Origin of the sequence: Rhodococcus sp. T7 (assembly GCF_009872365.1) — a bacterium.
GTDB lineage: Bacteria > Actinomycetota > Actinomycetes > Mycobacteriales > Mycobacteriaceae > Rhodococcus_F.
In genome coordinates, this window is sequence record NZ_WXYH01000111.1 from 13,189 (window position 1) to 34,782 (window position 21,594).

At 68.0% G+C, this 21,594-nt stretch carries 21 protein-coding genes; 8 read left to right on the forward strand and 13 right to left on the reverse strand.

What is annotated here, in order from left to right; genetic code table 11:
* Positions 1 to 145 precede the first annotated feature (145 nt).
* Positions 146 to 1,183, forward strand: coding sequence for an alpha/beta hydrolase (locus MLGJGCBP_RS13445; RefSeq protein ID WP_160096171.1), 1,038 nt, complete (start codon positions 146 to 148; stop codon positions 1,181 to 1,183).
* Here the strand turns inward: MLGJGCBP_RS13445 and MLGJGCBP_RS13450 are convergent, their stop codons facing one another.
* From MLGJGCBP_RS13450 to rfbA, 5 genes are all read right to left on the reverse strand, one after another.
* Positions 1,184 to 2,260 carry a S1C family serine protease gene (locus MLGJGCBP_RS13450; protein ID WP_160096172.1) on the reverse strand — a complete coding sequence of 359 codons (1,077 nt, stop codon included), beginning with the start codon at positions 2,258 to 2,260 and terminating at the stop codon, positions 1,184 to 1,186.
* A gap of 27 nt (positions 2,261 to 2,287) precedes the next feature.
* Complete coding sequence (locus MLGJGCBP_RS13455; RefSeq protein ID WP_087561228.1) at positions 2,288 to 2,695, reverse strand: TIGR03618 family F420-dependent PPOX class oxidoreductase; 408 nt, start codon at positions 2,693 to 2,695, stop codon at positions 2,288 to 2,290.
* Positions 2,696 to 2,711: 16 nt separating this feature from the next.
* On the reverse strand, positions 2,712 to 3,521 hold the full coding sequence (locus MLGJGCBP_RS13460; RefSeq protein ID WP_160096173.1) for an enoyl-CoA hydratase: 810 nt from the start codon (positions 3,519 to 3,521) through the stop codon (positions 2,712 to 2,714).
* Between the two features lie 77 nt (positions 3,522 to 3,598).
* The gene (locus tag MLGJGCBP_RS13465) at positions 3,599 to 4,186 is read right to left on the reverse strand and encodes a dTDP-4-dehydrorhamnose 3,5-epimerase family protein (RefSeq protein ID WP_160096174.1); all 588 of its coding nucleotides are present in this window, start codon (positions 4,184 to 4,186) and stop codon (positions 3,599 to 3,601) included.
* Position 4,187: 1 nt separating this feature from the next.
* Positions 4,188 to 5,063, reverse strand: coding sequence for a glucose-1-phosphate thymidylyltransferase RfbA (rfbA, locus tag MLGJGCBP_RS13470; protein WP_160096175.1), 876 nt, complete (start codon positions 5,061 to 5,063; stop codon positions 4,188 to 4,190).
* 63 nt (positions 5,064 to 5,126) lie between these two features.
* On the opposite strand from rfbA, the gene rfbB reads away from it, so the two are divergent.
* Positions 5,127 to 6,131, forward strand: coding sequence for a dTDP-glucose 4,6-dehydratase (rfbB, locus tag MLGJGCBP_RS13475; protein ID WP_160096176.1), 1,005 nt, complete (start codon positions 5,127 to 5,129; stop codon positions 6,129 to 6,131).
* A gap of 10 nt (positions 6,132 to 6,141) precedes the next feature.
* On the opposite strand, the gene MLGJGCBP_RS13480 is transcribed toward rfbB, so the two are convergent.
* From MLGJGCBP_RS13480 to MLGJGCBP_RS13490, 3 genes are all read right to left on the reverse strand, one after another.
* Positions 6,142 to 6,933: a class I SAM-dependent methyltransferase gene (locus MLGJGCBP_RS13480; RefSeq protein ID WP_160096177.1), complete on the reverse strand. Its 792-nt coding sequence runs from the start codon at positions 6,931 to 6,933 to the stop codon at positions 6,142 to 6,144.
* 10 nt (positions 6,934 to 6,943) lie between these two features.
* Complete coding sequence (locus MLGJGCBP_RS13485; protein ID WP_160096178.1) at positions 6,944 to 7,936, reverse strand: lysylphosphatidylglycerol synthase transmembrane domain-containing protein; 993 nt, start codon at positions 7,934 to 7,936, stop codon at positions 6,944 to 6,946.
* Positions 7,937 to 8,005: 69 nt separating this feature from the next.
* Entirely contained in the window at positions 8,006 to 8,725 is a 720-nt protein-coding gene (locus tag MLGJGCBP_RS13490; protein WP_160096179.1) for a DapH/DapD/GlmU-related protein, read from the reverse strand.
* 105 nt (positions 8,726 to 8,830) lie between these two features.
* On the opposite strand from MLGJGCBP_RS13490, the gene MLGJGCBP_RS13495 reads away from it, so the two are divergent.
* Positions 8,831 to 9,931 carry a DegT/DnrJ/EryC1/StrS family aminotransferase gene (locus MLGJGCBP_RS13495; RefSeq protein WP_087561236.1) on the forward strand — a complete coding sequence of 367 codons (1,101 nt, stop codon included), beginning with the start codon at positions 8,831 to 8,833 and terminating at the stop codon, positions 9,929 to 9,931.
* The gene (locus MLGJGCBP_RS13500) at positions 9,931 to 10,896 is read left to right on the forward strand and encodes a Gfo/Idh/MocA family protein (RefSeq protein ID WP_160096180.1); all 966 of its coding nucleotides are present in this window, start codon (positions 9,931 to 9,933) and stop codon (positions 10,894 to 10,896) included. Before MLGJGCBP_RS13495 ends, MLGJGCBP_RS13500 begins: the two co-directional genes overlap by 1 nt.
* On the opposite strand, the gene MLGJGCBP_RS13505 is transcribed toward MLGJGCBP_RS13500, so the two are convergent.
* On the reverse strand, positions 10,886 to 11,842 hold the full coding sequence (locus MLGJGCBP_RS13505) for an NAD(P)/FAD-dependent oxidoreductase (RefSeq protein WP_160096181.1): 957 nt from the start codon (positions 11,840 to 11,842) through the stop codon (positions 10,886 to 10,888). The two genes, MLGJGCBP_RS13500 and MLGJGCBP_RS13505, sit on opposite strands and share 11 nt — an antisense overlap.
* Positions 11,843 to 11,936: 94 nt before the next feature.
* On the opposite strand from MLGJGCBP_RS13505, the gene MLGJGCBP_RS13510 reads away from it, so the two are divergent.
* The 4 genes from MLGJGCBP_RS13510 (at position 11,937) to MLGJGCBP_RS13530 (ending at position 18,462) form a co-directional block, all read left to right on the forward strand.
* On the forward strand, positions 11,937 to 12,533 hold the full coding sequence (locus MLGJGCBP_RS13510; RefSeq protein ID WP_201453056.1) for a helix-turn-helix domain-containing protein: 597 nt from the start codon (positions 11,937 to 11,939) through the stop codon (positions 12,531 to 12,533).
* Positions 12,534 to 12,612: 79 nt separating this feature from the next.
* On the forward strand, positions 12,613 to 13,461 hold the full coding sequence (locus MLGJGCBP_RS13515; RefSeq protein WP_160096183.1) for an SGNH/GDSL hydrolase family protein: 849 nt from the start codon (positions 12,613 to 12,615) through the stop codon (positions 13,459 to 13,461).
* A gap of 2,276 nt (positions 13,462 to 15,737) precedes the next feature.
* Positions 15,738 to 16,532, forward strand: a complete 795-nt coding sequence (locus MLGJGCBP_RS13525; RefSeq protein WP_236581072.1) for a glycosyltransferase — start codon at positions 15,738 to 15,740, stop codon at positions 16,530 to 16,532.
* A 37-nt stretch (positions 16,533 to 16,569) separates the two neighbouring features.
* Complete coding sequence (locus MLGJGCBP_RS13530) at positions 16,570 to 18,462, forward strand: glycosyltransferase (RefSeq protein WP_160096185.1); 1,893 nt, start codon at positions 16,570 to 16,572, stop codon at positions 18,460 to 18,462.
* Here the strand turns inward: MLGJGCBP_RS13530 and MLGJGCBP_RS13535 are convergent.
* From MLGJGCBP_RS13535 to wzt, 4 genes are all read right to left on the reverse strand, one after another.
* Positions 18,454 to 19,323, reverse strand: a complete 870-nt coding sequence (locus tag MLGJGCBP_RS13535) for a class I SAM-dependent methyltransferase (RefSeq protein ID WP_160096186.1) — start codon at positions 19,321 to 19,323, stop codon at positions 18,454 to 18,456. The two genes, MLGJGCBP_RS13530 and MLGJGCBP_RS13535, sit on opposite strands and share 9 nt — an antisense overlap.
* A gap of 64 nt (positions 19,324 to 19,387) precedes the next feature.
* The gene (locus tag MLGJGCBP_RS13540; RefSeq protein ID WP_236581073.1) at positions 19,388 to 19,549 is read right to left on the reverse strand and encodes a hypothetical protein; all 162 of its coding nucleotides are present in this window, start codon (positions 19,547 to 19,549) and stop codon (positions 19,388 to 19,390) included.
* A gap of 199 nt (positions 19,550 to 19,748) precedes the next feature.
* Positions 19,749 to 20,660: a galactofuranosyltransferase GlfT1 gene (gene glfT1 / locus MLGJGCBP_RS13545; protein ID WP_160096187.1), complete on the reverse strand. Its 912-nt coding sequence runs from the start codon at positions 20,658 to 20,660 to the stop codon at positions 19,749 to 19,751.
* A complete protein-coding gene (gene wzt, locus MLGJGCBP_RS13550) occupies positions 20,657 to 21,553 on the reverse strand; it encodes a galactan export ABC transporter ATP-binding subunit Wzt/RfbE (protein WP_087561585.1) in 897 nt (298 codons plus the stop codon). The genes glfT1 and wzt overlap by 4 nt, the downstream gene beginning before the upstream one ends.
* Positions 21,554 to 21,594 lie beyond the last annotated feature (41 nt).

A 21,594-nucleotide genomic window follows, 5' to 3' on the forward strand; every position in this document is an offset into this window, starting at 1 on the left:
CGACCGGCCGGTAACGATTCGGGCAACGGTCATAACGACTTGGGGCCGAAGCCACCATCAGCGACACACGAGCGTGGCGAGTACTCCAAGGTTGAACTTACGTATCCGTCAACGGCGACGGGTATCGGCGACCAGGGGAGAAGGCATGAAATCTGTGCCGAACGACCGCAAGCCGTCTGCGCCGCAGCGGAATGGGACACCGACCGTCCAATACCGTTCGGGGGCGCGGCTGGCGGGGCCGAGTATTGAATCCCAGGTTCTCTACCAGGCGTGCAGATGGTTCCTCCGGCCCGTGGTGCGGATGGCGCCGATCAACGAGTCGGCGATCCGCAGGGCCGCGCTGCTGGATCTCGCGGCGGGGATCCGCCCCGCGTCCGGTATCCGCCGCCAGAAGGTGCGGCTGCCCGGGTTCGATGCGGAGATCGTCCGCGCCCCGGGAGTCTCACCGGAGCTGAGCGACGGCGTCGTCCTCTATCTCCACGGCGGCGGGTTCCTGTGCTGCGGACTGAACACGCACCGGCCGGTGGTCGCGACGATCGCGAAGCTGACCGGACTGCCGGTGATGCACGTCGGCTACCGGCAACTGCCCGACACGAACATCAGCGGTTCCGTCGACGACTGCCTGACGGCGTACAAGTGGTTGCTGGAGAACGGAGCCCGCGCGGGCGGGACGGTGTTCGCCGGTGATTCGGCGGGTGGGTTTCTCGTGTTCGCGACGGCGTTGAAGGCCCGCGAGGAGGGTGTCGATCTGCCTGCCGGACTGGTCGGGCTGTCGCCGCTGCTGGACCTGGACTGCGCCGACAAGCTGGTGCACGCCAACGCCGCCCGCGACGTGTTCGCTCCCGTGGAGGCGCTCGTCACCATCGGCAAGCTGGGCGGCGAGGTGGACGGCGTGCTCGACCCCGCGCTGTCACCCGTGAACGGCGTGCTCGAGGGTCTGCCGCCGTCGTTGCTGTTCGCCGCGGAAGGGGAGGTGCTGCGGTCGGATTCGGAGCTGATGGCGCATCGGCTGAGCGCTGCGGGTGTGCCGGCGACGCTGCAGATCTGGGACGGTCAGGTGCACGCATTTCCGGCGTTGTGGCCCGGACTGCCGGAAAGTCGTGTGGTGCTTCGGCGTATCGCGCGGTTCGTCGCGTCGCGGGTGCGGCCGGACGACGGTGTGGCCCGGGACAAGACCGCCTGACTACCGCGGCGGTCCCTTCTCCAGGACGATCGTCGTCGACCGCGCACTACCCGCCTCGTCGAGCCAGCGCAGTTCGACCGCGTCGCCGGGGTGCCGCGCGATCATGAGTCCGGTGAGGTCGTCCGAGGACCGGATGGGGATTCCGTCGAACTCGGTGACGACGTCCCCGATCTCGATGCCCGCATCGTCGGCGGGGGTGCCGATGCTGACCCAGAGGACCTCGGCGCCGCGAGCGTCGTCGGTGACGCTGATCCCGAGGAGGGGAGTGTCGCCGATGTGCACGGTGGCGGACGCCGTCCCGGCGCGGACCTGATCGACGATCGTCATCGCGGTGTCGATGGGCACCGCATACGACCTCGGCTGGGCGGGAGCGGGTTTCGCCGGATCGGAGTCGGCGTTGCCTGCGGTGTTCACGCCGATGACGGCAGCGGCGTCGTCGACGAGGGGGCCACCGGAGTCGCCGGGCCGGACCGCCGCATCGATCTGGATCAACCCGTTCAGGCGGTTCCGGGAACCGTCGATGGAGCTGCGGGCGGTGATCGCCTGCCCGAGATCGGTCACGAAACCCCGCGCCGCCACCGGAACTCCGCCCCCTTCGGCGTTGCCCACCGCGGTCACCGGGTCGCCGATGCCGATCGCGGTGTCCTTCGCGAGGGTCGCGGCGGGGAGGTCGCCCGCGCCCTGGAGCCGGAGGACCGCGATGTCGCGCGAACTGTCGTAACCGAGCACGTCCGCGACGTATTCCGCACCGTTACCGAGGCTCACCGCGCTGATGTCGAGTGCACCGTCGATCACGTGATGATTGGTGAGGACGACGCCGTCGGGGGTGAGCACGATGCCTGTTCCCGCGGTTTCGACGAGCCCCGAGTCGGCGACGAGGGTGACGATCGCCGGGACCACCCTGGCCTCGACCTCCTCCGGGGACAGGACGACGGGCGGCGGCGGTGGCGGTGGGGCGGGCTGGGCCACCGTCGCCGCGGGCTGCCGCGATTCGCGGACCGTCGGTGCGCTCAGCAGCAGGCTGCCGATCACCGCCGTGGCCACGGCGAGGACCGTTGCGGCGCGGGGCGTCGTCATGCCCGGGTGTCGTCGTCGCGGATTCGGTCAGGACTGTTTCAGCGACCCCCAGCCGTGCCAGGTGTCGATCTCGATCCACGCGCTGACCCGTTTCCGGTCGCGGACGGGGTACGGCTTGCCGCTGTAATGCGTCGCGAGGCGGTCGATGTCGGCGAGGTCTTCGTCGTCGACGAACTCCGTCACCCGGCCCTGGACGCTGACGTGGGTGATCCAGTCGCCGGGGTCCATCGCGGTGAGGCTGACCCGGGGGTCGCCCCGCAGGTAGTCGAGGCGCTTGCGCTCGGCGTCCATGTTGACCAGCACCCTGCCGTCCTCGTACAGATACCAGGTGGCCACGGACACGGGCTGCCCGTCGGGCCGGACGCAGGCGATGGTGGCGTAATTGGGCCGGGCGAACATCTCGGCGGCCTTCGGTGTCAGAGGTGGCTTCGACATGTCCGAAAGATACTCCCTAGCGTCGGTCCCGGAACTGCGGTTCGCGCTTGTCCTTCCGCGCGGCGGTGGCCTCCTCGAAATTGTCGGTCAGCAGCCGCACCAGCAGCTGTCCCAGGCCTTCCTGGTGGATGTGGGCTTCGAGGGAGGCGGCGTCGAGCCCCGACCACAGCGTGCGCTTCGTCAACTCCAGACCCGGCCGGGAGAAGCGCGACATGCGTTCGGCGAGGTCGAAGCATTCGTCCAGCAGGTCCTCGCCGGGCACGCACCGGGACACGAGTCCGATCCGTTCCGCCTCCGCGGCGTGTACGTCGCGCCCGGACAGCATGATCTCGAAGGCTCGGGACGAACCGATCGCGCGGGGCAGGAGATAGCTCAGTCCCAGTTCGCTGGCCGTCAGTCCGTTGTTGATACCGGCCGCGCGGAAGTACGCGTCCTCCGCCGCGATCCGGATGTCGGAGGCGAGCGCGAGGCACAGCCCGCCGCCGATGGCGGCGCCGTTGACGGCGCTGATCACCGGCTGGTGCATCCGGCGGAGCGAGAGCACCACGTTGTCGAGCATCTCCATGGCCCGCAGTGCCACGGTCGGCGGGGTGAGGCCGTCGACGTGGGGGAGCGGGCCCGCGGATCTCTGGTCGGCGCCGGAGCAGAAGCCGCGGCCCGCGCCGGTGACGACCACCGCGCGCACCGAGTTGTCGTTGCTGATCTCCTCCAGCGCGTTGCGGAACGGGATCATCACGTCGAACGCCATCGCGTTCATGCGTTCCGGGCGGTTGAGCGTCACCAGGGCGATACCCGGCCGGGGGTGGTCGACGACGACGAAGGTCACGCCCTCGATACTAGAACACGTTCTCGTAAGTCACCCCCCATGTGAGTGTTTTCGTGTACCCGGGCACACGAAAACACTCACATGGGGAAGGTGGGGAGCGCTCCGGTGTCGATGGCCTGCTTCAGCGACGGCGCCGCCGAATCCTTCTCGGACAGCTGGAACGTCAGCGGGCTGCCGTCCCGGCCCGTCGTCGGCCAGTCGATGCCCAGGTCGGGGTCGAGCGGGTGCAGGTCGTGGTCGAGGGCCGGCGTGTACTCGATCGAGCACAGGTACATCACCGTCGACGCGTCTTCGAGGGACAGGATCGCGTGGCCGACACCGGCCGGAAGGTAGACGGCACGGCGGTCGACGTCGTCGATGAGCACCGAATCCCACTGCCCGAACATCGGCGACCCCACCCGGAGATCGACGATGACGTCGAGGAACGCGCCCTTGACGCAAGTGACGTATTTCGCCTGCCCGGGCGGGTCGTCGGTGTAGTGGATGCCCCGCAGGACACCGGCGGCCGACACCGAGCAGTTGGCCTGCGCGAGTTCGAGCGGGTGCCCGACGGCGGCCTCGAACTCCGACCCCTTGAACCATTCGAGGAACACGCCGCGGTCGTCGCCGAACTGCCGTGGGGTGATCTCCCACGCGCCGGGGACCTTCAGTTCCCGATACTCCACGTCACCAGTCCTTGCCGCGTTCGAGAAGTTCGAGGAGGTAGTCGCCGTAGCCCGATTTGCCGAGAGCCTCCGCACGCGAACACAGTTCGGCGTCGGTGATGAACCCGCGGCGCCACGCGACCTCTTCCGGGACGCCGATCTTCAGCCCCTGCCGGTGTTCGAGCGTGCGCACGAAGTTCGACGCCTCGAGCAGCGAATCGACGGTGCCCGTGTCGAGCCACGCCGTTCCGCGGGGCAGCACCTCGACCTGCAACCGTCCGGCCTGCAGGTAGGCCTGGTTGACGTCGGTGATCTCGTACTCGCCGCGGTCCGACGGCCTCAGGTCGCGCGCGATGGAGACGACGTCGTTGTCGTAGAAGTACAGCCCGGGGATCGAGAAGTTCGACTTCGGGGTGGCCGGCTTCTCCTCGATCGACATGGCGCGGCCGGTGTCGTCGAACTCGACCACACCGTAGGCGCTGGGATCGGACACCCAGTAGGCGAAGACGGCGCCGCCGTCGATGTTCTCGAAGCGGTTCAGCCGCGAACCGAGACCGGGGCCGTAGAAGATGTTGTCGCCGAGCACGAGGGACACGGACTGGTCGCCGATGTGGTCGGCGCCGAGGACGAACGCCTGCGCGAGGCCGTTCGGTTCCTCCTGCACCTTGTACGTGAGGTTCACCCCGAACTGGGAGCCGTCGCCGAGGAGCCGGCGGAACTGCTCGGCGTCGTGCGGGGTGGTGATCACGAGGATGTCCCGGATGTTCGCCAGCATCAGGGTGGAGAGCGGGTAGTAGATCATCGGCTTGTCGTAGACCGGGACCAGTTGTTTGCTCACTCCGAGGGTGATCGGGTGCAACCGGGACCCGGTGCCGCCTGCCAGGATGATTCCACGCATGTGCGCAGTGTTCCAGTGTTCGCGCCGGATAGAAACTCGGGCTCGCCACTAGGGTGGGTGCACATGAGGCTTCTCGTGACCGGCGGCGCCGGGTTCATCGGCGCGAATTTCGTGCACCAGACGGTCGCCGAGCGGCCGGACGTGCAGTTGACGGTGCTCGACGCGCTGACGTACGCCGGCAACCGGCGCTCACTCGACGCGGTGGCCGACCGCATCGAGTTCGTGCACGGCGATGTGGCGGATTTCGCGCTGGTGGATCGCCTGGTCGCGGAGTCGGACGCGGTGGTCCATTTCGCCGCGGAATCGCACAACGACAATTCGCTGGCCGATCCGACGCCGTTCGTGCAGACGAACGTGATCGGCACGTTCTCGCTGCTGCAGGCCGTCCGCGCCCACGACGTCCGCTATCACCACATCTCCACCGACGAGGTGTACGGCGACCTCGAACTGGACGACCCCGAGCGCTTCACCGAGTCGACCCCGTACAACCCGTCGAGCCCGTACTCGGCGACCAAGGCGTCGAGTGACCTGCTGGTGCGGGCGTGGGCGCGGTCGTTCGGGGTGCGAGCCACCCTGTCGAACTGTTCCAACAACTACGGCCCCTACCAGCACGTCGAGAAGTTCATTCCGCGTCAGATCACCAACCTGATCGACGGCGTGCGCCCCCGCCTGTACGGCAGCGGGAAGAACGTGCGCGACTGGATCCACGTCGACGACCACAACGCGGCCGTCTGGACCATCCTGGAGAAGGGCAGTCTCGGCCAGACGTACCTGATCGGCGCCGACGGCGAGGTCGACAACCGGACCGTCGTCGGGACGCTGCTCGAACTGTTCGGCCGCGACGCCGACGACCTCGACTTCGTCACCGACCGCCCCGGCCACGACCTGCGCTACGCGATCGACTCGACGCGTCTGCGCACCGAACTGGGCTGGACGCCGCAGTACGAGGATTTCCGCAGCGGGCTCGAGGCCACCGTGCGGTGGTACCGCGACAACGAGTCGTGGTGGCGGGCGCAGAAGGAATCCGCGGAGAAGGCGTACGCGGCTACGGAATCCGTCATCGGCTGAGGCGCGCCGGTCAGTCGGGGACCGACCCGCGGAACGCCCACGCCCGCGCCGTCAGTGCGATGCGCCCGGCGTCGTCGCGCGGCAGTCGGGCATCGAGCAGGTCGCGAAGAGCGGTTCGGCGTCCGGCGGGCAGCGACGTGCAGTAGCCGGGCGCGGGGCCCTGACCGCCGAGGAACGGCCGCCAGAAGTCGTCGAAGCCGGCGAACACGGTGGGAACGTCGAGCGGGTGCACGGTCACCTCGGTGAACCCGGCGGTGGCCAGCGCGTCGCGGAGAGGCTGAGGCCGGCAGAGCGGGAAGCGGACACCCTCGTCGAGGGTTGCGGCCACCTCGTCGAGTTCGCGGGCGGCGTCCCAGAAGACGCGGATCATCTGCATGCCCTCGGCGTAGTCCCACACGTACCCGGCGACCGTCCCGCCCGCGCGGGTGACGCGGCGCATCTCGGCGAGCCCCTCCACCGGATGCGGCACGAAGTTGAGGACCAGCCCGGACACCACGCGGTCGAACTCGCCGTCCGCGGCAGGGATCGATTCGGCGGTGCCCGGCCGCACGTCGAGGCGGGGATCGTCCGCGCCGGCCCGGGCCGCCGCGGCGAACGGCTCCGAAGGCTCGACTCCGACCACCCCGGCCGGATCGAACAGTCGGAGGACGGTGTGGGCGAGGGCGCCGGTCCCGCATCCCACGTCGCACCAGACGTCGCCCGGGCCGGCGGCCAGCCACCGCAGGAACTGCGGCGCGACCAGCCTGCTCCAGCGACCGATGTAGTTCTCGTACGCGGGATCGACCTCCCAGGCGTCCGTCATCGCGGTCTCCTCACGAGGGCTGCGGCACCCGGGAATCCTCGTGCACGAGGGCGTTGCGCAGCGAACGCGAACCGGCGACCGCAGCGACGAAGCCGGCGAGTACCTCGCACAGCGTGAACACCAGGCGGGATGCGAGGGCCAGCCCGAGCGCCACCCCGCTGTCCATGAACGGCGACAGCGCCGCGACGACGACGGCCTCGCGGACCCCGATGCCGGACGGCGCGACGACGACCAGCACGCCGGCGCACATGCCGAGGGCGATCGCGCCGATGCACTGCACCAGGGTGCCCACCGCGAATCCCGACGTGCTCGACGCGAGGAGCCACAGATGCACGCCGTACAGCACCCAGCTGACGGCGCACCAGCCGAGCGCCCGCCCGATCTTGTGCATCGTCAACTGCCGGTGCAGCGGTGCGCGCCGCAGGATCCGCAGGGCCAGGTTCACCAGCCGGGTGAGGATCGGGGGATAACAGCAGACGAGGGCGATGGGGACGAGCACGATCACCGCGACCGCCGCGACGGTGCTGATGTGGAACAGGGCGGGCAGCGCCAGCAGCCCGACGACCAGTGCGGATGTGATGCTCAGCCCCACGGTGACGAGGACGGCGACGAATCCGTTGGCGCGCGACACCCCGGCCCGGCGGACGAGTTCGGTCTGGAGGACGAACGCCCACACGCTGCCCGGCAGATACTTGCCGAGCTGGCCGACCAGATAGCAGCGGGCGGCGTCGAACGCGGGAATCGGGTGTTCGAGGGCGCCGAGCGCGTGCTGCCACGCGCGCACCGCGGCGGCCATGCCGAGGAACACGAACACCGCGGAGGCGGCGAGCGCCCACCAGTCCAGCTGGCTGATGGTGTCCCGGACCTCGGCCCACTGCGATTTCACGGCGAACGCGACGGCGACGACGATCGCGAGGGTGACGAGGATTCGCAGCGCGTTCATCAGGACGGCGCGGCCGCCGCGGTCGGGGACGATCTCGGGATCGGTGTCCACGAGGACCACCCCCTCACCGGCAGTGCGCTGCGGCAGTGCAGCGTTCGTTTCCGACGATAGCAATCAGGGGGCGCAGGATCAGGAAACGAGCGGTTTCACCGCAAGCCGGCGCCACCAGGTGAACGCGTCGGCGAGCGACTGCGGGAGTTCCGCGTCCGCCTCGAGCCGCCCCGACGCGAACAGATTCACCACCGCCTCGATGTCCCGGTCGGCGATCCCGGACCGGCTCATCCCCACCCGGTTGGCGCCGCGCAGGGCGGCGGGATTGCCGAACACCGTGGCGAACGGCGGAATGTCCTTGGCGACGACCGATCCCATTCCGACCATCGCGCGCGCCCCGATCACCCGCCGCTGATGCACCACCGCGCTCATGCCGATATTGACGCCGTCGCCGAGGGTCACGTGGCCGCCGAGGGTGCTCGACGGTGACAGGACGCAGTCTTCGCCGATCCGGACGTCGTGCTCGACGGACGTGTGGTTCATGACGAATCCGCCGCGCCCGATGGTCGTCGGCCGCTCGGCGCCTTGCTGGACGGCGCTCATCTCCCGGATCACGGTGCCGGCGCCGATCACCACACCCCGGTGCGGGCTGACCTCCGTCCACGTGCGGGGATGCGTCTTCCCGATCCACTCCGGCGGCGCCCCGAGCGTTGCGTGGGCGCCGATCCAGCAGTCGTCGCCGATGTCGAGGGGGCCGGTGAGGACGGCATACGGTCCGATGCTCACCCGGTCCCCGACGGTGACGCCGTCGCCTATCACGACGGTCGGGTGGATCTCGCAGTTTTCACCGATGGTCATGAAAGTTTCGGATTCCTTCCAGGAGCCGTGCAGACCGTGGGAACCTTCAAGGGGTTGCAATCTGTGAAGACGGTGTGAACTGCACGTCAATCTATCGGAGGAACCGTGATCGCGATCTCGAGTATTTCCTTCGGAGAGGATGTCGAGCGCGAGGTCCTCGACACCCTGCGATCCGGGATGGTCGCGCAGGGACCGAAGGTCGCGAGGTTCGAGGAGGGGTTTGCCGAACTCGTCGGCACCCGGCACGCGGTGGCCGTCAACAGCGGGACCACCGCGCTCATCGCGGCGCTGCGGGTGCTGGACCTTCAGCCCGGCGACGAGGTGCTCACCACCCCGTTCACGTTCGTGGCGACGCTCAACGCGATCCTCGACGCCGGCGCGACGGCACGGTTCGCCGACATCGGGGAGGCCGACTTCGCGATCGACCCCGACGTCGCGGAGCAGTGCGTGAACGAACGCACCCGGGTGCTGATGCCGGTGCACCTGTACGGGCAGACCGCGGACATGGGTGCGCTGATGCCGCTGGCCGAGTCGCGGGGACTGGCCGTGGTCGAAGACGCGGCGCAGGCGCACGGCGCCACGTTCGACGGCAGGGGCGCGGGCAGCTTCGGGCTCGGCTGCTTCTCGTTCTACGCCACGAAGAATCTCACCACCGCCGAGGGCGGGATGGTCACGACGGACGACGACGCGGTGGCCGACCGGTTACGGGTGCTGCGGAATCAGGGCATGCGCGGGCGCTACGAGTACGAGATGGCCGGCCAGAACTTCCGGATGACGGACCTGCAGGCCAGTCTCGGGTTGCCGCAACTGGGTTCGTATCTGCAGCAGGTCGAGTCGCGCCGGCGGAACGCGGAGGCGCTGCGGACCGGGTTGAAGGACGTCGAAGGTCTGGTTCTGCCTTCGGAACTCGCGGGCCGCGGGCACGTGTGGCACCAGTTCACCGTCGTCCTCGCGCCGGACGCACCGATCGACCGCGACACCCTCGCCCGGCGTCTGGGCGATCGCGGTGTGGGCAGCGGCATCTACTACCCGAGAACCGTCTACGACTACGACTGCTACCGCGAGCATCCCCGGGTGATCGTCTCGCCGACACCGATCGCGACGTCGGTGGCCCGCCGGTGCCTCAGCATCCCCGTTCACGCCGCGCTCTCCACCGACGACGTCGACCGGATCGTCGCGGCGGTCCGCGAGGCGATGGAGGCGTGATGACGTCCACGCGACCGCGGATCGCGCTCGTCGGATCCGGGAAGATGGGTTCGCTGCACGCCCGCGTCCTCGCGCAGTCGCCGCTGTGCGACCTGGCGCTGCTGGTGGAACCGCGGGAAGACCACGGACGGGACGTCGCCGCACGGTTCGGCGCCGAGTGGGCCGCGGATTTCGACGACCTGGACGGCATCGACGCCGTCGTCGTCGCGGCCGCGACCCCCGCACACTACGAGGTGGCAGGCCGCGTCCTGGACCTCGGGAAACCGCTGCTCGTCGAAAAGCCGCTCGCCGCAACGTACGAGGAGAGCACCGATCTGGTGAAACGCGCCGCCGCAACGGGTGTCCCGCTGATGTGCGGTCTGCTCGAGCGATTCAACCCGGCGGTCCGGACGGCCCGCGAATTCGCCGGTGACGTGTGGCAGGTCAACGGAATCCGGCACTCGCCGTTCGTCTCCCGCATCCCCACCGGTGTCGCGACCGACCTGCTGATCCACGACGTCGACCTGGCGATCGGATTCGTCGGATCGCCGCCGGTCGGGGTGAAGGCCGAATTCGGTTACTTCCACGACCGTTCGCGGCGCAACGACGCCGAGGACTGCGCGGAGGCGGTGCTGCGATTCGAATCCGGTGCGGTCGCCACCATCTCGGCCAGCCGGGTGAGTCAGCGGAAGGTCCGGCAGTTGTCGCTGCTGGAGCCGGACCGTCTGATCGAGATCGACCTGCTGCGCCGCGACATCACCATCTACCGGCACATCGACGACGACCTGCCCGCCGACCGCGACGGGTACAAGCAGCAGACGGTGATCGAGATCCCCACCATCCGCTACAGCGACGAACCCCTCGCCGCCCAGCTCGCGCATTACGTCGGGCTGGTCGGCGGCGAGGGGGACGCCGACGCGGAGCGCGAGTCGATCCTGCCCGCGCACCGCGTGGTCCACGAGGCGACCGTATCGGCTACCGGCTGAGCGCTCCGGCGACCGCCAGCCGGGTGTCTTCCGCGATGAGGTCGGCGTTGAGGGTGGCGGCGGCGGTCAGTCCGGCTCCGGCAGCGACGATCACCTGCGCCTTCGGGTCCGCGACGTTGCCTGCCACCCACACCCCGGGAACAGCGGTGGCACCGGTCGCGTCGGCGGCGACGGCGGTGCCGATCACGTGTCCGGCCATCTCCATCTCGGTGGTGCCGAGGCCGAGGGTCGTGAGGAAGTCGGCGCGGGCCCGGAACAGCGGCGGGACCACCACGGCGGCGAGGGGGAAGACCCGGCCCGTGCGCAGCCGGACACCGGTCAGCCGGTCGTCGCGCACGTCGAGTCCGGCCACCGCACCGTCGATCACGGCGACGCCGCGGGCGGCGAGTTGCTTGTATTCCTCGCCGGTGGGTTCGTTCGCGTCGTTCAGGAACAACGTCACCTGATCGGTCCACTGGCTCCACATCAGTGTCTGGTGCACCGCCAGCGGACTGCCGGCCAGGACGCCGACCGGCTGGTCCCGGACCTCCCAGCCGTGGCAGTACGGGCAGTGCAGTACGTCCCGTCCCCATCGTTCGGCCACCCCGGGGATGTCGGGGAGGACGTCGACGAGGCCGGTGGTCACGAGCAGCCGCCGCGCTCCGACGGTCCGGCCGTCGGCGAGCGTCACCCGGAACTCTCCGTCCCCGATCTTCTCGGCGGATGTGACGGTGCCGGTCACGATCTCCCCGCCGTAGCCGGTGACCTCCTCGCGTCCGACGGCCAGGAGTTCACCGGGAGGGGTGCCTTCTCGGCCCAGATAGTTGTGAATATGCCCGGCCGGTGCGTTGCGGGGTTCGCCCGCGTCGATCACGAGCACGGATCGGCGGGCCCGCGACAGGGTCAGTGCCCCGCTGAGTCCGGCCGCGCCGCCGCCGATGACCACCACGTCGTAGCTGTCTTCCATCGCGTTCTCCTTCGTTCGTCGACCTCGTGACGTCCACTGTCCGGGGAGATCGCGATCCTGGCAAGAATGTTTGCCAGTGTGGCAACATGGTGGTGTGAACGACGATCTACCCGATCTGGACGGCGTCCTCGACGCCGTGGGACCGCGGCTCAAAGCGCTCCGGCAGCAGCGGGGCGCGACCCTCGCCCAGCTCTCCGAATCCACCGGGATCTCGGTGAGCACCCTGTCGCGGCTCGAGGCCGGCCAGCGCAAACCGACCCTCGAACTGATGCTCCTCCTGGCCCGCGCCCACCAATTGCCCCTGGACGAACTGGTCGACGCACCCGCCACCGGCGACCCCCGCGTCCACCTGAGGCCGCTCGACCGCAACGGCACGACGATCATCCCGCTCACCCGCAGGCCCGGCGGGATCCAGGCGTTCAAGCACGTGATCCCGCCGGGCGACCCGACCGCGGTACCGAACCTGCAGGTCCACGAGGGCTACGAATGGCTGTACGTCCTGTCCGGCCGGCTGCGGCTGCTGCTCGGCGAACACGACGTGATCCTGACGCCGGGGGAGGTCGCGGAATTCGACACCCACGTGCCGCACTGGTTCGGCAATCCCGGACCGCAACCGGTGGAGATCCTCAGCCTGTTCGGTCCCCAGGGCGAGCGGGCGCACGTCCGGACCGTCCCGCGGGGAACGACGTAGGGCAGCGACCGTCGGTAGAATTCGTGCGGACCGGTGACGAGCGCTCCCTCCGAGGCGCAGGACGTGATGGGGAGGCCCTGTGCGACGCTGGATTCTCGGTGTTCCCGTAGCGGTTCTGATTCCGCTCCTCGCCGCCTGCTCCACGTCCACGGCACCGCCGGTGGCGCAGCCGCAGGAAGAGTCGCCGCCCGTGGTCGCGACGCTCGTGGGCCTGGGCGATTCGATCCCAGCGGGTGACGGTTGCCCCGGGTGCACGCCGTTCGTGGAACTGTTCGGCGATCAGCTGTCCGGCGACGACGCCGTGCCCGTCCAGGTCGCGAACCTGGGTGTCGGGGGCTGGACCAGCACCGACCTGCTCGACTCGCTCGAACCCGGCGCATACGACGCCGACGCCGTGAGTGCCGCCGATCTCGTCACCGTCACGATCGGCGCCAACGACTTCTACACCGAACTCGACGACTACCTGGACGGCGACTGCGGCGGCGACGACGGGCTCGGCTGCTTCGCGCCGGTGCTGCCGCAGCTGCAGACCACGTTGACGTCCGTGCTCGACCGCATCGCCGAGCTGCGGGCCGGTCAGCCGACCGCGGTGCTGGTCACCGGGTACTGGGACGTCTTCCCGGACGGCGACGTGGCCCGCGACTTGTACGGTCCGCAGTTCCTCCGCGACAGCGCCGTGCTGACGTTGCGCGCCAACGACGTCATCTCGGAGGTCGCGGGCGAGGAGGGCGCCACCTACGTCGACCTCTTCAGCACGTTCAAGGGGACGTGGGGCGACGGCGACCCCACCGGACTGCTGGCCGACGACGGCGACCACCCGAACCAGGTCGGCCACCAGCTGATCGCCGACGCGTTGTCGTCCGCGGCGGCCGCGTCCGGGTCGGCCGATTTTTCGGGAGTCACGGCGTCCGGTTGGTCGCCACGCTGACTGTTCCTCCTCCCCCTCCTCCGCCCACGAAAGTGCCACGCGCCCTGCATCAAAGCCAGGACAAGACCTAGACCGGTCAGGATCCGCCCCCAAAACGTTCCCGGCGGGGAGAATTCGAGGGTAAGGGTGGACACCGTGCCGCGGGTGGGTGGCAACTTCACCTGGAGGAGCCCGCCCGGGCTCGCCGAAGTCTGGGCGGGTCTGCCATCCACTCTCGCACTCCATCCCGGCCAGGCCAGCAACGCGAAAGTTGCGGTGCCCGATCCCGTAAACTCCACGGTTTCACGGGTGTCAGTGGCGGCGTTGTCGGCCAGCACGTGCAGTGTCCGCGGCGACGCGGACAGCCGTCCGTCGGGCCACTTTTGTGGCGCGATGCGGTGGCCGACCGTGACGGTCCCATCGTGAGTCACTGTCCACTCGCCGGGGGGAAGACGGTCCAGTGCGTGCGTTCCGCCGTAGGGGCCGCTGTTCTGGACCACTACAGTGCCGAGCCGCAGTGCGTCGAGCCAGCTCACGCTGGTACCAGGCGCCTTCGCCAGCAGTCGGTCGACTGCATCGGGGCACTCGACTCCGCCGTAGTAGTTGAGACACAGTGAGTCGACGAAGTCCTCATAGCTGATGCCTGCGTAGCTGTTGACCGCCTTGACGCCCGCAGGCTGCCAGACGTTGCCGAACAGAATGTCGCCCCATTGATCGGTAGGTTTCTCGCTCGGAATGTTCTCTGGATGCGCGATGACGAAAGTGGTCCCCGGATAGCGGTTCCTGAAGTGGTCCTCATAGAAGGAGATGTGGCGAGGGAACTTCCACGGCGTGACAGAGCAGTTTCCAGGAAACCACGCGTTGGTCTGCACAGCCAGCACCACAACGATTCCGACGGCGAGTGCGGACGAAAGCGCGCGCGGATTACGCATGGAAATACCGACAGTCGAGACAACGAGTGCGGCGGCGATGCCGAGCGCGACGAGATGAATCCTGCCGTCTTCGGGCACGTTCGACCACGACAGGTAGAACTGCACGAGAAGGAGCCCGCCGGTGAGGACGGAACGACGCATCACGTGGCTGCGATGGAGTCCTGCGGACAGCACGACCGCGGTCGCTACCATCACAGGGAGCTGGCCGTACTCGATGAGTCGCACCGGCCACCGGAACAGCCAGAGCTGGGACGGACCGAGCAGCAAAACCCCGTAGACGGCGCCGAACAGAATCAGCGAGACGCTCCTGCGTCCCATGGTCCGGAGTGTGTTCCAGCGGATCCACGGTGCGAGGGGAACAATGAACCAGACCAGATACACGAGCGGAACGGTCATGACGGGTTGGCCGAAAGCGGGTATGTCTGGTCGATTCGAGAATGCGCTGGCATTGAGAACGTCGCCCAGATCGGGGCGGAGGAAACCGTCGTTGTGCGCACCTCCCTGCGTCCGAACCGACACCTCGGTGGTGAAGGCCAGCGGGAGGTAGACGATCAGTGTGGCCAGTAGCACGGAAGCTCCGCTCCACAGTAACCTCGCGAGGCCGGAGTACCGGCGGAAGGCAACGCACTCACCGATCACTGCGAGATACACGACAGCGACGCCCACTGCGCCGTAAGGGTTTCCGGTCGTCAATGCGAGGAATCCGAATACGAACGGAACCAGTGGATTCAGGCGACCCTGTGCGGAAGCCCTCGTCGACCACCACACGTGCGGAATCCACGCGAATGCAATCAGGCCAGACGCCCAACTCGATGCGTCGAAGTACAGGGTGTACCCGGCAAACGGCATGCCGAATCCGGCAACAAAGGACATCGACCGGGTCGCACCGTACTGGCGAGCAACCACGTAGACACCCACAGCGAGGATGGCGAGAAACTGCATCTTGACGAGGGTGATGCCCACTGCCAGATTGGGCACCGACGCGATCAGGAGGGAGTCGGCGAGAATGACGGGGTTGTACGTGCCGTACAGAGCCTCTGCCGGAAGATTCCCGCCCGCCCACATGTCGGGGATCAGAGTCGGCCACGACCCCGCCAGGAGACGCTCGCCGACGGCGTACCAACCGGGCGCGAATGCCGCGGCGCTGTCATCCCAGAAGTAGAACGAGCGATTAGAGAACAGAGGAATCCCTGCCGTGGCGGCCACGGCGACGGCGAGCAGAACCGGCGTTCCGATCCGCTTCGCGACGTCCGGAAGCGAGATCACGGATGGGCTTCGGTCGAGCGAGTGATGCCTCGAATTCGCATATCCGGAGCGTAGTATTTCGGCGGGTCGATGCCGGGAAACGGGAGGCGGTGGCAGTTCGTGTCTGGTCTCATTCAGCCGAATCCGCGAGATGCCGGCACGCCCGAACTGTCCGTGGTGATTCCGGCGTTCAACTCCGAGGAGGTGCTTGAATCCACGGTCCGGAGCTTTGCAGAGCACTTCGCCGGCCGCGACGTCGAAATCATCGTCGTACAGAACGGATCGACCGATTCCACCGTCCGGGTATGCCAGGCGCTCGCGGACGAGTGGACGGACCCCACCGTGTCCTTCGCCTTTCTGAACAGTGCAAAAGGGATGGGTAACGCTCTGCGAACGGGGGCCTTGGCGTCTCGGGGTGACCGGGTGATACTGACTGCGGACGACCTTCCCTTCGGGTTCAGTGACATCGACGCGGCATACCGACTGGAAAGAGAATGGGGGCAGCTTCCTTCGGTGATCATCGGATCGAAGGCGCACCCCGAATCTGTGGTCGATCGTGGGCCCCTGCGGTCGGCGATGACGATGGGCTTCGGAGCCCTTCGGAGGGCGTTGCTGGGGACCCGGACCGGAGACCCCCAGGGGACCTTCGTGGTGGACGGAACCCTGCTGCGCAGTCTCGCCGACCGGCTGTCGGAGCCGGGTTTCCTCTTCACGACCGAACTGACCTACGCCCTCGAGTTGTCGGGTATCGCGCCTGTCGAGGTGCCCGTCCGGTTGAACGATGATCATCGGGCCCATCCGAGCCGGATCGCACTCACGGATGTAGTGCGCATGGCGTGGGGATTGCTGTCCCTGCGCCGACGCAGGCAAGGGCTCTGCGGTGCCTCCGTGAATCTGTCCGGAACGGCAGGCTGAGCCGCGACGAAGGCGACGGTCGCGATACCCTGCGCATGTGGATACAGCAAGCGCTTCCGTTTCCGATGTCGAGCTAACCGAGCATCGGGCGGAGTCTGATCGCCTCGTTGTACAGCGGGGACCGTTCACGGGCACCTCCTCGATCGTCAACGACGACCTCTACGCAGTGGTCAAGCGCGGTGGGTCCACCCGCACACGATTCCAACTTCGTATGCACGCCGGCGCCACCGTGCATACCAACACCTTTTTCGGCCGATTCCCTGCCAGCTACTGGCAGCGATGGACGACAGCAACCGAGGTCACAGCGATAGCGCGCGTCGACGCTGCGGACCGCTGCCGGGTCCAGCTCCTGGCCTCCGATATCGGCGGCCACCGCCGGATCATCGCGGCAGAATCCGTCATCGGCTCCGAGACCGTCACCCTGACAGCGAGGCTCGACAAGTTCGCCGACGGCGGCGCCCTGTGGCTTCAATTCGATGCCATCGAAGGCGGCGTCACGGTCAGCGACATCGAGTGGACCGTCGCGTCCCCCGGTACCGTCCGGCCGGTGGCCGTCGCCATCTGCACATTCAACCGGGCCGATGACTGTGCCAACACCGTCGCCGCTCTCGCGTCCGATGAGCGGGTGCTGTCCTCACTCGACGCGGTATACGTCGTCGACCAGGGCACCGACGCGGTCGAGAGCCGCGACTTGTTTCAGCAGGTCGCTCCGCGGTTCGGCGGCCGACTGCACTATCTGCGGCAGGCGAACCTCGGTGGCGCGGGCGGATTCAGTCGTGGCCTCTACGAGGCTTCGGCCGCGGGCCCGCACGCCGATGTGATCCTGATGGACGACGACGTCCTGTGTGAGCCGGAAACGGTCCTGCGGTTGAGCGCCTTCGCGAACATGACGACCGACCCCGCGCTGATCGGCGCACAGATGCTGTTCCTGTACAACCCCAACTACCTGCTGGCGTCGGGAGAACGCGCGGACTTGACCACCCTGCAGCGTGGGCTGCCGACAGACAAATTCGGGGTCCGCAACGCCAACGTGCTGAAGAAGCTGCCCGAGCGCCGGATCGACGCCGAATACAACGGCTGGTGGTCGTGCCTGATCCCGGCCGAAGTCGTCCGACAGATCGGCATGCCGTTGCCCGTCTTCTTCCAGTGGGACGACGTCGAATATAGCTTGCGCGCCGGACGCGCGGGCATCCCGACGATCACACTGCCGTCCACCGGCGTGTGGCATGCGGACTTCTACTGGAAGGACGTCGACGGCTTCGCCCACTACTTCAGTACTCGCAATGGCCTGATCACCGCGGCGCTCGACCCGAATTTTGCCCCGACTCTCCTGGCGAAACAGCTCGCTCGGGAGATCAGTCGCTCGATCGTGAGCCTCCAGTACGGTCTAGCGCACACGCAGTTGCGTGCTATCGAAGGGTTCCTCGAGGGCCCTGACGCTCTCGCCGACGGCGGGCAGGCAGCCCTCGCCATGATCAACGAGGAGCGCAAGCGGTTCCCAGAGACTGTGGCCCGACCGGTATCCGAACTCCCCAGCGGCGTGCGTTTCCACCGGGCGGATCCGCCCCCGAAGGCAGGGTGGGAGGACCTGGTACTGGCTAAGCGGGCCGGCAACCATTTCCGTGGACGACTCGAGCCCGGACCGGTCGCGATTTCCTACGAGGACGCGCGCTGGTGGCATGTCGGGCGGTTCGAGCACGTCTACGTCACCGATGCCTCACAGGCGGGTGTGCGCGAACGGCGGTACGACAGGCATCTCGCTGCGGAGATGAGTGGCCGCCTCGCCGGTGTGATCAAGCGATTCCGGGCAGAGGCGCATCCTGTTGCACGAGCGTTTCGCGCGGAGATGGCCACCCTCACCAGCCGGGACAACTGGACTCGGCTCTACACCCGGACAGACGAGGCGAACGGGACCGAACACTCATCTTGACACTGGTGCGGTGATCCGCACGACCACCTGCTCGTGGTTGGCGGTGTAGCTGAGGTACTCGAATCCGATACCGGTGCGGTCGACGAACTCCGTCCACGCCCGGTATTCGTGTTCCTGCCAGCCGGGGAAGTTGAAGAACTCGTCGAACACGATCACCGTGCCCGCGACGAGCCGGTGTTCGAGCCGGTCGAGCACCGACTTCGTCGACGAGTACAGGTCGGCGTCGAGGTGCACGAACGACACCGGTCCGGGGTGTTTCTCGAGGAAGCCCGACAGCGTGTCCTCGAACAGTCCGGGCACCAACTCCGCGCCCCGCACCTTGGGGAGTTTCTCCTGCGCGAACTCCCCGGCCGGGAAGCCGGTGCGCCACGTCTGCGGCAGCCCGGAGAACACGTCGAACCCGAACACCTCGTGCTCGGCGTCCTTCAATTGTTCGACGATGATCCGGAGCGTCGCGCCCGACGCCACCCCGAATTCGAGGGCCAGACCCTCGATCTCCACCTGCGACAGTCCGTAGCGCAACGTGTCCTGCGGGTTCCAGAACACGGGCGCCTTCGGCATGTGCTCGAGCACGAACTCCGCGGCCTCGTTGGTGGCCCGCACGTCCAGCGCCTGGGTGATGTCGCGGCGGGCCTGCTGTTCGAGTTCGCCGAGCCGCTGCTGGACGTCGGAGATCTCGATGCGGGCATCCGACAGCTCGGACAGCACCCGGGCCAGTTCCTGGTTGGTCGCGGTCAGCTCGGCCAGGGTCTGGTCGTGCTGGTTCACGGTGAGCTCGCGGGACCGCCGGTCGGATTCGGCGACCACCTCGGACATTGCACGCTGAAACTTGAGACGGGCCTTTCTCCGAAGATCGAACATAGCCCCATGTTGCCACCCGCATCCCGGCTCAGGGAGTGAACCGGGGTGCGGGCCGGACGCCCGGTCAGTGACCGCGGACGACGCCGGCGGGCGCGGCGACGTCGCAGCGACCGCGGTCCACGCGGATCACCCGTCCCGGCTCGCGACCGTCGGCGGGGAAGCTGACGAAGGTGTGGGAAAGTGTGTCGTTCCAGCCGTAGGGCAGGAGGTGTCCGGAATCGAACATGGTGGGTGTGATCCTCGGGTCGATGAGTGCCGACCGGACCACTGCGCGGGTTCGGTCAGGCGAGGGGGAAGGGGGAGTGGACGCACGCGGCGTCGACCGACGAGACAGTCATCGGACACTCACTCCTTCGCAACACATCGAATTCTTCGACCGGAACCCCACGATGCTCCCACCCGGCGGAACCCGGGCGCAACCGAATTTACGGCCGCTCGAACCGCTCCTGACGGCCCAGCTTGCGCAGCCGCATCCACTCCCGCAGACCCTGCGGATCACGCCTCGTGACGAGGAAATACCACCCGAACCGCACCCATTCCTGCGGCAGCAGCTTCCGCATGCCCGGCTGGGACAGCAGATAGCCGCGGTTGCGGTAGGTGAAGAACCGTTTCGTCTCGTTGTCCGGGTACTGCGTATGCATCCGGCCGCCGAGGATCGGCTTGAACTCCTCCGCGCCGTTCGGGTGCACGTACGCCGTCTGCAGGCAGGTGCCGAACGGCAGCCCCGACCGCACCAGCCGGCGATGCACCTCCACCTCGTCGCCGCGGACGAACAGCCGCAGGTCGGGGACGCCGACCGTGTCGATCGCCGACGCCCGGAACAGGGCGCCGTTGAACAGCGACGCGATGCCCGGCAGTAGGTCGGCCGAGTCGTCGCCGTCGGTGAACAGTTCGGACCGCAGCCGGCGCCACTCGACGCCGCGGCGCAACGGGAAGGCGAGGCGGTCGGGGTCGTCGATGTCACAGACCACGGGCGACACCTCGGCGAGCCCGTGCCGCTGGGCGCAGTCGAGCAGCGTCTCCAGGACCTTCGGCCCCTCGGGCCTGCCGTCGTCGTCTGCCAGCCACACCCAGTCGGCGCCGAGCGAGAGGGCGTACAGAATCCCCAGGGCGAAGCCGCCCGCCCCGCCCAGATTGTGCTGCGAGCCGAGGTAGCTGGTGGGGATCCCGGACGATTCGACGAGTGCGCGCACGTCGTCCTCGGCGGCGTTGTCCACGACCACGAGATGGTCCAGCGGACGCGTCTGCGAGCCGAGGATCTTCAGCGACTCCGCCAGCAGTTCCCGGCGTTTGTGGGTGACGACGACGCCGACGATCCGCTCGGCAGCAGCGCTCACGCGGACTCCGCCTCGGCTTCCGCGGCCGCGCGAACGGGACGCTCGTTCGATCCGACGCTACGGGCGTCCCGTTCGGCCGGGCGGCTCAGCCCGGACTTCTCCCGGTCCATCTCGTAGATGACGTGGCGGACGTGGTCGGCGGCGTCGTCGCCCTCGTACGCGCGGACGACGTCCTCGATGCCGCCCTCCTGCCGGATCTGACCGTGATCGATCCACATGGCCCGGTCGCAGAGCTGGGCGAGGAACTCGTTGGAGTGGCTGGCGAACACCAGGATGCCGGACCGCTCCACCAGCGCCTGCAGCCGCACGCGCGCCTTCTTCATGAACTCCGCGTCGACGGCGCCGATGCCCTCGTCGAGCAGCAGGATCTCCGGGTCGATGCTGGTGACCACGCCCATCGCGACACGCACCCGCATGCCGGTGGAGTACGTGCGCAGCGGCATCGACAGGTACTCGCCCAGCTCGGTGAAGTCGGCGATCTCGTCCATCTTCGCGAGCATCTGCTTACGGGTCTGCCCGAGGAACAGCCCGCGGATGATGATGTTCTCGTAGCCGGAGATCTCGGGGTCCATGCCCACACCGAGGTCGAAGACCGGGGCCACGCGGCCGCGGATGCTGGCGCTGCCGCGGGTGGGCTCGTAGATGCCGGACAGCAACCGCAGCAGCGTCGACTTGCCCGCACCGTTGTGACCGACCAGACCGATCCGGTCGCCTTCCTTCAGCGACAGGTTGATGTCGCGCAGGGCCTCGACCACCACGACATCCGAGTTGTTGCGCCCGATGGATCCGCCGGCCTTGCCGAGGAACGCCTTCTTCAGCGACCGGGACTTGGCGTCGAAGATCGGAAAGTCGACGCAGGCGTCCCGCGTCTCGATACTCACATGCTCCGTCATTGCCCCTCGCTCCGCTCAACCGTCGTCATATCGGCAAACCC